The following is a 14,867-nucleotide window of genomic DNA, read 5'->3' on the forward strand; positions in this document are numbered from 1 at the left end:
TCCTGAACATAAAAAGGCCGTGCACGCATCAATAGTGCATTGCCAAAGAAATAAAATGCGGATATAGTGCGAATAAGAATCATTATCATTAGAGAGACGCATGGATATCCCTCAAGAGTTGCGCAAGCTTGGCCTGAAGGCCACCCTACCCCGTCTGCGCATCCTGCAATTGTTCCAGGAATCGAAAAGCAAGCATTTGAACGCGGACGACGTCTATCGCCTGCTGCACGACGAAAACATCGACATGGGGCTGGCCACGGTGTACCGGGTGCTGATGCAATTCGCCGACGCCGGCATCCTGATCCGCCGGCACTTTGAATCGGTGGCCTCGGTGTTCGAACTCAACGAGGGTGGCCACCACGACCACCTGATCTGCACCAACTGCGGCAAGATGGAGGAATTCCTCGACGCCGAGATCGAAGCGCGGCAGGAGGCGGTGGCCAAGGAGCGCAACTTCGTGCTGCACGAACACTCGCTGTCGCTGTACGGTTTTTGCGGCGACTGCGCCGACAACATCAATCCGATGGCGGCGCGGAAGCTGCGGCGTTCCTGAGGCAGGCGAGTAGCTGGTTGGCGTCGAACGGCTTGCTCAAAAAGCACGCGGCGCCGCCCTGCAGCGCGCGCTTGCGCAGCGCCGCCTCGGGAAAGGCCGTCATCAGTATCAGCGGCAGCGGGTTGCCCTGACGGCGCAACTCCTCCAGCAACTCGATACCGCTCATGCCGGGCATCTGCAGATCGGTGATCACGCAATGAAACTGCTCCAGCGCGGCGCCGCCCGCGCCCAGCAGCGCCTGTGCCGAATCGAAGGCCTGCGCCGCATAGCCGTAGGAGCGCAGCAGGCTGCTCAAGCCGACGCGCACGGCGTCGTCGTCGTCGACGATAGCGATATGACAAAAATGTGGTTCCGGATCAGACACTAGGTACTCCCATGTTCGAACGGCGTCTCGCGGCCGTCCTGCGCATGGTGGAACGATACAGGCTCGCCGATGGCGGGGAAATCATACGAGGGTATAGGTCGAAGGCGACCGATCGGTCAAAGTCGTGCCTCCCCACAACAAACCCCGGGGGTCAGGTCCGACATTCGGACATTGGGGAACTTTTTTAGATGCGAAGAAGTTCCTGAATGTCCGAATGTCGGACCTGACCCCGGGGTTTAAGCCAGGCCGAGCGCTTCGGCCATGCGCACCAGGTCGGCGAAGGTCTTGGCCTGCATCTTGCGCATCGCGTTGCCGCGATGGATTTTGACCGTGATCTCGCTGGTGCCCACTTCGCCGGCGATCTGCTTGTTCATGAGGCCGCGCGCGGCCAGCGCCATGATTTCGCGCTCGCGCGGCGTCAGGCTCTCATAGCGCGCGGTCAGCCCTTGCAGCGCGCCGTCGCGCTGGCGCCGCGCGTGGTCGGCACGCAGCGCGGCGTCGATCGCGTCGAACAGCTCCTGGTCGCGAAACGGCTTCGCCAGGAAGTCGATCGCGCCGGCCTTCATCGCCCGCACCGACATCGGTATGTCGCCATGGCCGGTCATGAAGATGATCGGCAGCGCCACGCCGTCGCGCTGCAGGTCGGCCTGGAAATCGAGACCGCTGATACCCTGCAGACGCACGTCGAGCAGCAGACAGCTGGTGACGTCGGCGCGCGGTTCGGCCAGGAACTCGGCCACCGACGCGAAGGCGACGACGCGCATGCCGACCGACCGCAGAAGGCTGGAAATGGCCTCGCGCAGCGGCGCCTCGTCATCAACGATGTAGACCAGCGTTTCGGCATGGTCGATAGAGTCAGTCTGGTTCATACGCTGGCATGGAGAAGGTGATGGTGGCGCCCACCAAAGGGCTGGCCGGCGCGGGCTGGCCCACCCAGATGCGGCCGCCGTGGGTCTCGATGATGGAGCGGCAAATCGGCAGTCCCATGCCCATGCCGTCCTCCTTGGTGCTGTAGAACGCCTCGAACAGTCGCGGCACGGCGTCGGCCGCGATGCCGGGACCGGAGTCGCTCACGCTTAGTAGCGGCGCGCCGTCGGGAGTTAGCCCGGTTTGCAGCATCAGCACCGCCTGTCCCGGCGCGCAGGCGGCCATGGCCTGGCTGGCGTTCATCAGCAGATTGATGATCACCTGCTGCAGCTGCACCCTGTCGCCGCACACCGGCGGCAGTTGCGGCGCCAGGTCCAGTGTCAGCGCCACGCGGTGGGTATCGAGTTCGCGCCGCACCAGGTCCACGCTCTCCTCGGCGACGGCGTTCAGGTCCAGCACCGCGTGCTGCGGATCGCTGCGGCGCGCCAGCGCGCGTATCCGTTTGATCACGCCGGTGGCGCGGCCGCTCGCCTCCAGTATGCTGGCGACCGTGGCGCGCGCCTCGGCCAGGTCGGGCTGCGGGCGGTTCATCCAGCGCAAACAGGCCTCGCCGTTGGTGGAAATCGCCGCCAGCGGCTGATTGACCTCGTGCGCGATGGAGGCCGCCAGTTCGCCCAGCATCGTTACGCGGGTGGCGTGCGCCAGCTGCGCGTGGGCGGTGTGCAGCGCCTGTTCGGCCAGCACCGCCGCCGTGACGTCGGTCACCGCCCCCAGGTACTCGCAGGCGCCCTGCTTGTCGTAACGCGGCTCGGCCAGCACGTGCACATATTTCAGTTGTCCATCCGGCAGCAGCAGGCGGTGACGCAGATCGACCACGCCCTCCGCGCCCGGCGCCCGCTCCAGCGCGGCGCGCACCTGCGGGCGGTCGTCCGGCGCGCTGCGCTCCAGCACCCGCTCCGTCGTCGGCATCACGTCCAGCGGGTAGCCGAAAATGCGCGCCGCCTCGTCCGACCAGTACATCTCGCCGCCACCCGCCTTGAAACTGAAGCTGCCGGTCTTGCTGATGCGCTGAGTGCCGGCCAGGAAAGCCTCGCTGCGGCGCAGCGCGTCCTCGCGCGCCAGCAGCGCGTTGGTGGCGCCCTGACCGCGCAGCGCCAGGAAGGAGGTGATGCTGATGGCGAGCAGGCCGACCATCATGCGGCCGGAGGCGGCGCCGGAAAACACCACCGTGTGCGTCAGCAGGTAGGAGGTGACCGTCAACGTCATGCAGATGCCGGTGACCAGCAGTACGCCGCGCCGCTGCCACACGCTGGCCGACAAGAGCACCACCACCACGTACATCACGGCCACCGCCATGTCCAGCGGCGTGAAGGTATCCACCGCGAAGATCAACAACGTCAGGCATATCAACAGCCCGGACAACCAGGGAGTGCGCGGTACCCGAAACATGCTGTCCTTGTAAATTATGAAATAGGCAATCCCTCCCATTATAGGGGGGATCGCGCGGCTTGAAACCTATACTCAGGATAGGTTTTCGCCCCTTTCACGTCAGGTCGGATAAATAGAATCGGTCAGCGCTGCACGTACAGCCGCGCGCCGAACACCGGTCCCGCCGTGTGGCCCGGCTCCGGATCGAAGCGGACCACGATGCTGCTCTTACCACTGGTCAGACGCTCCGGCAGCACGTAATCGCGGTCGATAAACTCGCCCGGATGGTTGCCATCGAGCTTGACGCGCGCCACCCGCTCGCCATCGATGCTGATGTGGAAATCGCGATTGCGCTCCTCGCCCCAATAACTGGCCTGCAGCACCAGCTGCCCCGGCCCGCATTTCATGCGGAAGCTGAAGTAGCCGCCGGTGCGGGCGTCGCGCCCCATGCGGCCGCGATACGACACCGGATACGAGATATCCGATTGCAGGTCGTGGTCGCGCTCCGGCTGCATCTCCCCCAGGTGCATGACGTCGATCGAACGGTCGGCCAGGTCCTTGAGCCGCGCCTCCTCCTTCCTGAACGCGGCTTCGGAGGCCGCCCATTCCTGCTCGTTGTAGGCGTTGAAGTACACCGCCGCGCGACGGTCGTACTGGGCGAAGAACGGCGTGAACTTCATATCGCCGGGCCGTCCGCTGCCGACGGTGCGGTACACGGCCTTCACCTTGTCGGCCTCCTTGAACGAGGCCAGGATGTTGGCGCCGACCAGCGCCGGCGCCAGGCCGTTGAACGGTTTGTCCGCCGCGCCCAAATCGGCGGCCAGCACCATCGGCCCGCGCAACAGCGCCACCACCTTGTCGTTGCCGGCGGCCGATTCCAGCCGCAGCTCCAGCGGCAAGGCCAATCGCACGCTGTCGCCGGCGCGCCAGCGGCGCCGCACGAACAGGTAGCCCTTGTCCTTGGTGGCGGCATGCGGCTTGCCGTTGACCAGCAGGGTATGGCCGGAGGCCCACGCCGGGATGCGCAGGGCCAGCGTGTAATAGCGCTGGCCGGCCAGGCGCTTGACCTTGATGTCGATATCGCCCTCGAACGGATAGCGCGTCGTCATCTCCAGCGTGGCCGCCGCGTGCCGCCACTTCACCAGCGACGGAATGTACAGGTTGACGAACAGCGTGTCGCGGTTCTCCCAATAGACCGAGTCGCCGTGTTTGGAGTGGCTCTCGATACCGGACAACACACAGCACCAGAAATCGTTCTCCTCGCTGGAGTACTCGCGCGCCACGCCCGACATCAGCGGGGTCATATAGGTGAACATGCCCGTGCGCGGATTCTGGTGCGCCATGATGTGGTTCAGGTGCGTGCGCTCGTAGTAGTCGAAATAGGCGGCGTCCGGCGACCAGCTGTATAGATGGCGCGTCATCTTCAGCATGTTGTAGCTGCAGCAGGCTTCGCAGGTCTGTTCGGTGATGTGGGCGGCGATGGTGTCCGGGCCGGAAAAATATTCGCGGTCGCCGTTGCCGCCGATGACGTAGCTGTGGTGGTCCGTCACCGTCTTCCAGAAAAACTTCACGGTGTCGGCGTCGCTCTGTTTGCCCTTGAGTTCATACAGGCGCGCCAGGCCGATCAGCTTGGGAATCTGCGTGTTCGAGTGCAGGTTGGCCAGTTCGTCGCGGCCTTCGGCCAGCGGCGCCAGCGCCTTGTGGTGGTACAGGCGCCGCGCGACCGCCAGCCAGCGCTCGTCGTTGGTGCGCGCGTACAGTTCGGCGAAGCTCTCGTTGATGCCGCCATGCTCGCACGCCAGCACCTGCTGCAGCTGTTCGTCGTTCAAGGCGTCGAAGACCTTGGCCATGTAACCGGCCAGTCCCGTCGCCACTTGCAGCGCTTGCGCGTTGCCGGCGTAGGTTTGGGCGTCGAACAGGCCGGCGAACACCTTGTGCCAGTTATACAGCGGCACCCAGCAGCCATTCAGGTCGAATCCGGCCGAGCGTATCTCGCCGCGCATGATCTCGGGGAAGATCTCCTTGCCGTCGACCACCTTGCCGTCTTTGCGCTTGCGCATGAAGCCACCGATGTAGCCGTCGCCCTGCGCTTTCTGCACCCGCGCCAGTTCGGTGACGATGTAGTCGATGCGCGGCTTGAGCGCCGGCAGCCCGCTTTGCGCGTGCATCAGCGACAGCGCCGACAGGTAGTGGCCCAGGCCCTCGCCGGCGATGGTGTCCGACTCCCAGCCGCCATAGATCTTGCCCTTGACCGGCAGGCCGGCGAACAGGTGGTAGTTGTGAAGGAAGCGGTCGGCGTTCAGTCGCAGCAGGTAGGACTGGTTGGCCTGCAGCGCGTCGGCGTAGAAGGACGGCAGCAGGCGCACGTCCGACATGGGCACCGCCGTGGCGGACGACGGGGTGGAAGGCGCGGTGGAAGGCGCAGTAGTTGCCCCAGCGCCGATGGCCGGTGCCACCGCACCGGCGGCATTGGCCTTGGCGCTCCATCCGGATATCAGCCCGAGACTAGCGGCGCCTTGCAGGATCAATCGACGGTGACGGAACGGTGACGAGGCGCGCATGGTTATCCTGAATAGACGATGTTATCCAATAATATACGCTTGCCGGGGCATTGCGTCTTGCGCACGCAAATCACAAAGAATGACGAAATCCGCATAATGGCCAAGGATAGGCCGGCGACGGACCATGGCGGATTACGCTACGCTAATCCGCCCTACGGAAGCAAGTCCGCAAATAAAACACGCGGGCGGATTAGGCGGAACGCCGTAATCCGCCAAGCGCCGCCGACAGCGTTATTTGTACACGTCGGACGTTAATCCATACTTCTGCATCTTGTAGTACAGCGTCTGCTTGGGCACCGCCAGCGCCACACTGACCTCGCTGACACTGCCGCCGGCCTTGCGCAGCTCCTGCTCGATGACGGCGCGTTCGAAGCAGCCCACCTGTTCGGCCAGCGGCAGCGGCGCCAGGCTGCGCGCCGACAGCAGGCCGTCGCCGCCGCTCGACAATCCCAGCACAAAGCGCTCGGCAATGTTGCGCAGCTCGCGCACATTGCCCGGCCAGTCGTGCGCCATCAGCGACTGCATCAGCGGCCCCGGAACCGGCGGCGCGGGACGCTTGTAGCGCGCCGCCGCGCCGAGAAGAAAGTGCTCGAACAACAGCGGAATGTCCTCGCGCCGCTCGCGCAGCGGCGGCAGATTGAGCACGATCAGATTCAGGCGATAGTACAAATCGCTGCGGAATTTCTGCTGGTCCGACAGTTCCTTCAAATCGTCCTTGGCGGCCGCGATCACGCGCACGTCCACCGGCACCTGGCTATTGGAGCCGAGCCGCTCGACGTAGCGCTCCTGCAGCACGCGCAGCATCTTCACCTGCAGCGACATCGGCAAGCTCTCGATCTCGTCGAGGAACAGCGAACCGCCGTCCGCGTGTTCGATCTTGCCGACCTGGCGCTTGCCGGCGCCGGTAAAGGCGCCCGGTTCGTGGCCGAATACCTCGCTCTCGAAGATATTCTCGGGTATCGCGCCGCAATTGAGCGCGACGAAATTGCGCTTGTGGCGGCGGCTGTACTGGTGCAGGCAGCGCGCCACCATCTCCTTGCCGGTGCCGGTCTCGCCGTAGATCAGCACATCGGCCGGTTCGTCGGCCAGGTCCAGGATCAGGCGGCGCAGGTCGCGCATCGGCGCCGAGTCGCCCAGCAAGGTGGCCTCGATGCCGACGCCATGCTCGATGCGGTGGCGCAGCGCCGCCACTTCCAGGGTCAGGCGGCGCGTCTCCAGCGCGCGCTGCACCACCTCGGACAGCTGCTCCGACGAATACGGCTTGGCGATGAAGTCATAGGCGCCGTCGCGCATGGCGTTGACCGCCATCGTGATATCGCCATGGCCGGTCACCAGCACCACCGGCAACTGGGCGTCGATGGCCTTCACCGCCGCCATCAGATCGAGCCCGCTCATGCCGGGCAGACGCACATCGGTGACGACCACGCCGGCGAAGCCCGGGGTGACCTTCGCCAGCGCCTGTTCGGCCGCATAAAAGGCCTCGACCTGGAACCCGGCCAGGTCCAGCGCCTGCGCGCTACCCGCGCGCACGGTGGCGTCGTCCTCGACCAACAGTACTTTCATCGCTTCATACATCTATAGTCTCCTGCTCCGCAAGCGGTAATTCAATAATAAACCTGGCGCCCCCCGTGGCGCTGGCCTCGACCCGTAGCAGTCCGCCGAACTCGCGCACGATCTGCTCGGAGATGGCCAGCCCCAGTCCAAGGCCCTGCCCCTGCGGCTTGGTGGTGAAAAATGGTTCGAATAAATGGGCGCGGATGTCTTCCGGGATTCCAGGGCCGGTGTCGGCCACGCCGATCATCACGCGTTCGTCGGTGCGCTCGACGCTGACGGTCAGCTCGCGCGGCTCGCTGTCGGCCATCGCGTCGAGCGCGTTGTTAAACAGATTGACCAGCACCTGCTCCAGGCGGTTGCTGTCGCAAAGCGCGTGCACATCCTGGCTGCGCATCGACATGCGGAAGTTGACGCGCTCGCGCTCCACTCGCCGCTCCACCAGGAACAGCGCGGCGGTGATCGCGGCCGCCACCGGCACCGGTCGCAGGCTGGCGTCGGCCTTGCGCGCGAACTGGCGCAGCTGGCCGGTGATCAGTCCCATGCGCCCGACCAGCTGCGAGATCGTCGCCAGATTGGTCTTGGCCTCCTCCAGCCGGTCACGCTCGATCAGCACCTTGGCGTTGTCGGCCATCGTGCGCAGCGCCGTCAGCGGCTGGTTCAGTTCATGCGTGATCCCGGCCGACATCTGCCCCAGCACCGCCATCTTCGCCGCCTGAACCAGTTCGCTCTGGGCCTGGCGCAGTTTTTGTTCGGCCTTGCGGCGCACGATATTCTCTTCGCTCAGGTTGTGCGTCATCTGCTGCAGACTGGAGGTGCGCTCGGCCACCATCGTCTCCAGGTTGTCGTAGGCGCGCTGCAGGTCCTCGCGCGCGCGCAGCCGCTGCCGGCCAAGGCGGCGGCGCTGGCGCGCGTACAGCACCAGCATCACCAGCAAGGCCTGCACCAGCAAGGCGAACAAAAACACATTGCGCGCGCTGGCCCTGGCCGGCGCAAGATCGGACAGGTACACAAATTGCCATTTGCGCGGCGCCAGCGAGCGGGCCTGGCTTACCATGTTCGAACGCGGCCCGGCGTCGGAGGCCGCATCGGGCACCGCGATGATGCTGGCGCCGCCGTCGATGCGGCGCACCTCGCGCATGCCCAGTGGCGTCAGCGCGTGCGAAAAATACTGGCGCGACGCCTCCAGTTCCTGCCGCACCGCCGGCGCGAGCGGCGCCAAGGTGCGGTATTTCCATTCGGGGACGGAGGTCAGGAAGACCACGCCGTGCGCGTCCGCCAGCAACACCTTGTCGGCGCCCTGCACCCAGCCCTTTTCCAGCTTCTCGATATTGACCTTGACCGTGGCCACGCCCAGCATGCGGCCGTTGTGGTAAATCCCGTGCGCGAAGAAGTAACCCGGCTCGCCGCGCGTGGTGCCGACGCCATAGAAGCCGCCCGGTTCGCGGCGCAGCGCGTCGCGCACGTAGGGCCGGAACGAAACGTCGTCGCCGACGAAGCTATCGCGCTCGCGCCAGTTGCTCGACGCCTGCGTCACGCCCTGCAGATTGACGATGTAGATGGTGGTGGATTTGGAGAGGCGGTTGACCTTCTCCAGGTATTCGTTGACTTCCCCGCGCAGCGCGTCGTCGCCGGGGTGCTGCAACAAGGCGATGACGTCCTTGTTCAGCTCCAGGGTGCCGGGCAGGAAGTCGTACTTGGCCAGCAGGTTTTCCAGGCTGAGGGCATAGCCGTCGAGCCGCTGCGCCCCGGACAGGCGCAGCCGCTCGATGGCCGCGTTCTCCGCCCAGCGCCAGCAAAAAATCGCCAGCGCCAGACAGGCGGCCAGCAGCAGCACCCACAGTGTGAGTCGCCTCCAAAGCCGCTGGCCAGGCCGCGATGGTGGAACCGTCTGCGATGGTGCTGCCGCCATAATCCCCTCGTAAATTACCTCAAGCCGCGCTCGAACCCCGGCTATTAAAACACATGCCGCACACCGACGTTGAATCCAGTCGTGCCGGTGCCGGTATCGGTGGCCGTGCCGACCTTGAAACTGGCGCCGTTGCGGTTGTTGATATGGCCATAGGCGGTGTACAGGTCCGTGCGGCGCGACAGCGGATACAGATAGCCGATCGCGCCCTGCTTGGCGTCCTGGCGCAGCGCCGAATCGTCATGATGATCGATGTACGACATCAGCAGCGTACCAACCGGCAGCCGCATCGTGAAGCCCAGCAGCGTATCCTTGCTCTCGTTCTCCAGCAAGTCCTTGTTGCGCGCGTGCGCCACGTGGACCGTGACCTTGGAGAACTGGTAGCGCGCCGTCAGCATGGTGTTGCGGCTGCGGGCGGTGGCCAGCGCGTTATCGCGCTGCTGGTGCGCCAGCACCAGGGTCAGGGGACCGTTTTCATAGGTGCCGCTGCCGGCGATGCTGCGGTTTTTGCTGGTGTCGCCGGCCACTTCGCCGTAGCCGTACAGGACGTCGGCCGAGAAACCGGCCACCTTCGGCGTGATGTACTCCACGGAGTTGTCGACCCGCGAGTTATTGGCGAAGATGTTTTGCGAATTGCCCGCGAAGCCGGTCTGGAATGGGTCGGCGATGTTGTTCAGCGTTTTGTAGAACGGCGAGTACTGGCGGCCGACGCTGAACGCGCCCACCGGGGTGGTCAGGCACAGGTAGGCCTGGCGGCCGAACAGCACCCCGCCCTGGGCGGGAATGCCGGTATCGAGGTTGTTGCCGTTTTCCAGACCGAAGGACAGCACCATGCCGCCGCCCAGGTCTTCCTTGCCCTTGAAGCCCAGGCGCGAGCCCGAGCCGATGCCGCTGCCGACCTTGGTGGTATTGCCGGCGGCGGCGCCCCGTTCGACCAGCAGGCCGGCATCGGCGACACCGTAGACGGTGACCGACGATTGCGCCAGCGCGGAGGACGACAACAAACCCAGCGCCAGGGCGCCGATGATATTTTTCTGCATCTTTACATCTCCTGAGATTACTTTTTTGTGGTCTTACTTTTGTGGTCTTGCTTTTGTGGTCTTACGTCTGTGGTCTTGCTTTTTCAGGTGAATCAAGCGGCGCGGATATTCGCCACGCTGTCCTTGCCGTGCTCCGAGACCGGCGCCTGCTCTTCATCGAGCGCGCCTTCCCACTTGGCGACGACGGCGGTGGCCACTGCGTTGCCGACGGCGTTGGTGGCGGAACGGCCCATGTCCAGGAACTGGTCGATGCCCATCAACAGCAGCAGGCCCGCTTCCGGGATATTGAATTGATTGAGCGTGGCGGCGATGACCACCAGCGATGCGCGCGGCACGCCCGCGATGCCCTTGGACGTCACCATCAACAGCAGCAGCATGGTGATCTGGGTGCCCAGCGACAGTTCGATGCCATAGGCCTGCGTGATGAACAGCACGGCGAACGTGCAGTACATCATCGAGCCATCCAGGTTGAACGAATACCCCATCGGCATGACGAAGCTGGAGATCTTGCGCTGCACGCCGAATTGGTCCAGCGCCACCAGCAGTTTTGGGTAAGCGGCCTCCGAGCTGGCGGTCGAAAACGCCAGCAGGAACGGTTCGCGGATCAACACGATCAGGCGGAACACACGCTTGCCGATGAAGGCGAAGCCGCCCAGGATCAGCAGCGTCCACAGACACACCAGGCCCAGATAGAAGCCGCCCATGAACTTGGCGAAGGTGACCAGGATGCCTAGGCCGTTGGTGGTGATGACCGACGCCATCGCCGCGAACACCGCCAGCGGCGCCAGCTTCATGATGCTGCCGGTGATGCGCAACATGACCTGCGCCAGCTGGTCGACGCCGGCGGTCAGCTTGGCCGCCGATTGTCCCAGCGCGCCCAGGGCGCTGCCGAAGAAGATCGCGAACACCAGCACTTGCAGGATCTCGTTGTTGGCCATCGCCTCGATCGGCGACTTCGGCACCATGTGGCTGACGAATTCCTTGAGCGTGAAGGCCGAGGTTTTCAGGCCGGTGGTGGCGTCGATCGGTGGCAGCGGCAGGCCCAGATGGGTACCGAGCTGCATCAGGTTCGACAGCACCATGCCCAGGGTCAGCGACACCAGCGAGGCGATCACGAACCAGCCCATGGCCTTCATGCCGATGCGGCCGGCGGCCTTGCCGTCGCCCAGATGCGCGATGCCGACCGCCAGGGTCGAAAACACCAGCAGCGAAATGATCATTTTGATCAGACGCAGGAACACGTCCGTCACGATCGAGATATGGCCGGCGATGTCGGCGGCGGCCTTTTTATCGGGGAAAGCCTGGTGGCACGCGTAGCCGACGGCTACGCCCAACACCATGGCGATCAGGATGTACAGCGTTAGTGGGCGCTTTTTTTTCACTTTTATCATCTCCGTATTGTTCCCCCGGCGGCGCCGCGGGGTACGGGTAGATAGCAATGGCTGTGCCAGCGCGCCAAAGCGAAAAATAGCCACTCAAGCCATTGATTTCAATGACAATTCTTCATGGAAATGATGATTGCAGCGTGATAGCGGGACGAAAATCTGGACCTGTCGCGGGCCGCCTGTATGGAAAGTTGGACGACGGCGCCGTATCAGGGTTCGCGCTCGGCATATTCGATGCGGTTCCTGCCGTTTTCCTTGGCGCGGTAGAGCGCCTTGTCGGCCAGTTTGATCAGCGATTCAGGCGTGCAGCCGGGCAGCGGCCCCGCCACCACGCCGAAGCTGCAGGCGATGTCGATAGAGACGCCGTCCTCCACCACCGGATCGGCGCAGATTTCCCGGTGCAGGTCACGGATGCGCTGTTCGCCGCCGCCGGCGTACAGCCCTGGCAGCAGCAGGATGAACTCCTCGCCGCCATAGCGGCCGACGGTGTCGGAGCCGCGCAGCCGGTCCGACAGGCGCCGCACGAACTCCTTGAGCACCGCGTCGCCGGCCAGATGGCCATAAGTGTCGTTGATGCGCTTGAAGTGGTCCAGGTCCAGCAGCACCACCATGAAACTGCCGCCGCTGCGCGCGGTGGTGGCGATTTGCTGGCCGATCATCTCCATGATCGCGACCCGGTTCCAGGCCTTGGTCAGGCCATCCTTGAGGGAGCGCATGCGGTGCTCCTCGCGCGAGGCCTCCAGCTCCATGGTCCGTTCGCGCACCAGCTGCTCCATCGCGGCGCTGCGGCGCAGGATGCCGCGCAGGCGCCAGCGGTACAGCAGCCAGGCCAGGGTCAGCGCCAGCAGCGCGCAGCCGGAGTAGAACCAGCCGCTTTGCCACCACGGCGGCATGATCGTCAGCGGCAGCTCGATCGGCCCGGCCATCGCCTGCAGCATGGTGTTCTCGGCGCTCACCTGCAGCACATAGCTGCCCGGCGCCAGCGCCGGATAGCGCAGGACCGTGCCGTCGGTGACCGTCCAGCCGTTTTCCAGGCCCTTGAGCCGGTAGCGGTAGCGCAGCGCCTCGTGGTTGCGGAACGACAGCACCGCCAGCCTGACCTGCAGCGCGCCGCCGCTCCAGGCGATCATCTGCGCCTTGCTGACGCCCAGCGGGTTGCCGTCGTAGTCGACCGACTCGATCCCCAACGCCAGCTGCTTGGGCGCGAACAGGTCCTGGGGGTGCACGATGTGCGAGGCGCCGCTGCTGGTGCCGATCCACATCGAACCATCGGTATCCTCGAAGATCGCGTACTGGTTGCTGTCATTCCAAATCAGGCCGCTCTGCTGATTGAGCACTCGCCAGGTCTTGCCGTTCCAGACGGCCACGCCGTCGTCGCTGCCGATCCACAGCCAGTGGCGGCGGTCGACATGCATCGACATCACCGAACGGCCGGCCATCGGTGTGGCCGTCAGCGGCAACGACTGCAACGCCAGCGCCTCGGCCGTGTCGTCGGCCGGCCCGTACCAGATGGTCTCCTCGCGCGGACCGGCCAGCCACAGGTTGCCGGCATCGCAACTGAGCATGTTGACGAGCCCCGGCAGTTTCGGCGCGCTCCACCGCGTGCCCGCCAGCCGCAACACCCTGTCGCGGGCGAGGAACCACAAGGTGCCGTCGCCGGTCTGGCAAATGGCGGTCACGCCGATATCTTCCTTCTGCTCGCCCAGCAAAGAACGCAGCCCCTCGACCGGTTGCGGCGTCGATGAATGTTCGGGGTCCCGGATCACGTACAGGCCGTTGTTGGTGGCGATCCAGATCCGGCCGGCGGCATCGATAAACAGGCGGAAGATCAGCGGCAGCTTCGCCACGTGGACGCTGCGCCCCGTGAGCCGGTCCCGGCGCACCAGCGCGCCGGAGAAGGTGCCGCTCCACACATTGCCCGCGCGGTCGGTGGCGATCGTGCCGATTTGATGGTCGGCGCCCTCGTAACCGCCCGCCGGCTGGCTGAAGCGCGCCTCGCCGGGCCGCTGGACCGCCACGCCGCGCCCCGTTCCGAGATAGAGCAGGCCGTCGCCGGAGCGGTGGAACGACCAGATGTCGTCGCTGGGCAGGCCTTGCGCGATGGTCCAGTTGGCGACGCTGCGATAACCCTGCCAGTGGGCCAGGCCGCGCCCCCCGAGCCCGAGCCACAGTTCGCCGTCGCCGTCGGCGAAGATGGCGGAGATGCCGCCGTCGGCCTTGAGCCCCTCCCTGGCGCCGTACTCCCGCCAGTTGCCCGCCACGCCGCGCAGCAGGCCATAGTCGTTGTTCGACACGAGCGTGCCGTCGCTATCCTGGGCCATCGGAAAATACTGCCTGACGGTGGCCTGGGCCACGCCGGGTGGCGCATGCGCCACCGCGCGCGCGGCGCCGGGCGCCAGCGACAGCATGTGGTCCTGGCTGCGCAGCCACATCTCGCCGTCCCTGCCGGCGAAGATCGCGCCCCACTTCGCCGGCGGCACGCCCTGTTGCGGACCGTAGAGGGTCAGGCCATCCGCCCCGTAGCGGCATACCTGCCTGCCGCACCCGAACCACAGGACGCCGTCCAACCCCGCCGCGATACTCGTGACGTCCCCCAGCACGGGATGGTCGCGGCGCTGCGCCTCGCTGAAATAATATCGGGATTGCCATTTTCCGGCGGCGGCGGGCCGCACCTCCAACAGCTCGCGCTTGCCCACCACCAGCAACGTGTCGTCGCCATTGCGGGCGAAGCGTTGTCCGGCCCACAGGATGATGGGCGCCCCGTCCGGGCCCGCGACCGCCACGCAGCCGTCGCGCCGCCACTCGCACAAGCCGGCGTCGGTGCCGACCCACAGGCGGCCGGCGGCATCGGTGGTCAGCGCGGTGATGAACGGAGCCGGCAAGCCGTCACGCTTGCCATAGCGGAGAAAGCGCGCGCCGTCGAAGCGGAACAAGCCGTTCTCGGTGCCCACCCACAGATAGCCGGCGCCGTCCTGGGTGATGGCGGTGACGGCCTGGTTGGCCAGGCCGTCGGCCTGGCCGTACTGGCGCAACGACATTTGCTCGGCGGCGGCGGGCCCGCACAGCGCCCGGAAAGACAACCATGCCAGAAAAACAACCGGCCATGCGCGCGCCTTCAACATCATTGAAACAATCGCCGCGCCGCTCAAATACCGCATCACCACCCCGTATCGATCTGGAAGTCCCCCCAAGCATGCCACCCCCGAGCT

The 14,867-nt window shown here is 65.3% G+C and carries 10 protein-coding genes; 1 reads left to right on the forward strand and 9 read right to left on the reverse strand.

Annotated features, from left to right (window positions below; genetic code table 11):
* Positions 1-100 precede the first annotated feature (100 nt).
* Positions 101-553, forward strand: a complete 453-nt coding sequence (gene fur / locus NHH88_21985; GenBank protein ID USX12350.1) for a ferric iron uptake transcriptional regulator — start codon at positions 101-103, stop codon at positions 551-553.
* On the opposite strand, the gene NHH88_21990 is transcribed toward fur, so the two are convergent.
* From NHH88_21990 to NHH88_22030, 9 genes are all read right to left on the reverse strand, one after another.
* Positions 516-917, reverse strand: a complete 402-nt coding sequence (locus NHH88_21990) for a response regulator (protein ID USX12351.1) — start codon at positions 915-917, stop codon at positions 516-518. The two genes, fur and NHH88_21990, sit on opposite strands and share 38 nt — an antisense overlap.
* A 236-nt stretch (positions 918-1,153) precedes the next feature.
* Positions 1,154-1,786, reverse strand: a complete 633-nt coding sequence (locus NHH88_21995) for a response regulator (protein ID USX12352.1) — start codon at positions 1,784-1,786, stop codon at positions 1,154-1,156.
* Positions 1,773-3,233 (reverse strand): ATP-binding protein, encoded by a 1,461-nt coding sequence (locus tag NHH88_22000; protein USX12353.1) that lies wholly within the window; start codon positions 3,231-3,233, stop codon positions 1,773-1,775. Before NHH88_22000 ends, NHH88_21995 begins: the two co-directional genes overlap by 14 nt.
* Positions 3,234-3,355: 122 nt before the next feature.
* Complete coding sequence (locus tag NHH88_22005) at positions 3,356-5,773, reverse strand: glycoside hydrolase family 127 protein (protein ID USX12354.1); 2,418 nt, start codon at positions 5,771-5,773, stop codon at positions 3,356-3,358.
* Positions 5,774-6,004: 231 nt separating this feature from the next.
* Positions 6,005-7,348, reverse strand: a complete 1,344-nt coding sequence (locus NHH88_22010; GenBank protein USX12355.1) for a sigma-54 dependent transcriptional regulator — start codon at positions 7,346-7,348, stop codon at positions 6,005-6,007.
* Positions 7,341-9,236 (reverse strand): ATP-binding protein, encoded by a 1,896-nt coding sequence (locus NHH88_22015; GenBank protein USX12356.1) that lies wholly within the window; start codon positions 9,234-9,236, stop codon positions 7,341-7,343. Before NHH88_22015 ends, NHH88_22010 begins: the two co-directional genes overlap by 8 nt.
* Before the next feature lie 44 nt (positions 9,237-9,280).
* Positions 9,281-10,273 carry a porin gene (locus tag NHH88_22020; protein USX12357.1) on the reverse strand — a complete coding sequence of 331 codons (993 nt, stop codon included), beginning with the start codon at positions 10,271-10,273 and terminating at the stop codon, positions 9,281-9,283.
* 92 nt (positions 10,274-10,365) lie between these two features.
* Complete coding sequence (locus NHH88_22025) at positions 10,366-11,655, reverse strand: dicarboxylate/amino acid:cation symporter (protein ID USX12358.1); 1,290 nt, start codon at positions 11,653-11,655, stop codon at positions 10,366-10,368.
* Positions 11,656-11,867: 212 nt separating this feature from the next.
* Positions 11,868-14,783, reverse strand: coding sequence for a diguanylate cyclase (locus NHH88_22030; protein USX12359.1), 2,916 nt, complete (start codon positions 14,781-14,783; stop codon positions 11,868-11,870).
* Positions 14,784-14,867: the final 84 nt, after the last annotated feature.

The organism is Oxalobacteraceae bacterium OTU3CAMAD1 (genome assembly GCA_024123915.1).
Lineage (GTDB): Bacteria > Pseudomonadota > Gammaproteobacteria > Burkholderiales > Burkholderiaceae_D > Rugamonas.

Excerpts from the sequence above, each read along its gene's own strand:
- NHH88_22010 (USX12355.1), bottom strand. The coding sequence starts at position 7,348 with ATGTATGAAGCGATGAAAGTACTGTTGGTCGAGGACGACGCCACCGTG.
- NHH88_22030 (USX12359.1), bottom strand. The coding sequence starts at position 14,783 with ATGATGTTGAAGGCGCGCGCATGGCCGGTTGTTTTTCTGGCATGGTTG.
- NHH88_21995 (USX12352.1), bottom strand. The coding sequence starts at position 1,786 with ATGAACCAGACTGACTCTATCGACCATGCCGAAACGCTGGTCTACATC.
- NHH88_22000 (USX12353.1), bottom strand. The coding sequence starts at position 3,233 with ATGTTTCGGGTACCGCGCACTCCCTGGTTGTCCGGGCTGTTGATATGC.
- fur (USX12350.1), top strand. The coding sequence starts at position 101 with ATGGATATCCCTCAAGAGTTGCGCAAGCTTGGCCTGAAGGCCACCCTA.
- NHH88_22005 (USX12354.1), bottom strand. The coding sequence starts at position 5,773 with ATGCGCGCCTCGTCACCGTTCCGTCACCGTCGATTGATCCTGCAAGGC.
- NHH88_22020 (USX12357.1), bottom strand. The coding sequence starts at position 10,273 with ATGCAGAAAAATATCATCGGCGCCCTGGCGCTGGGTTTGTTGTCGTCC.
- NHH88_22015 (USX12356.1), bottom strand. The coding sequence starts at position 9,236 with ATGGCGGCAGCACCATCGCAGACGGTTCCACCATCGCGGCCTGGCCAG.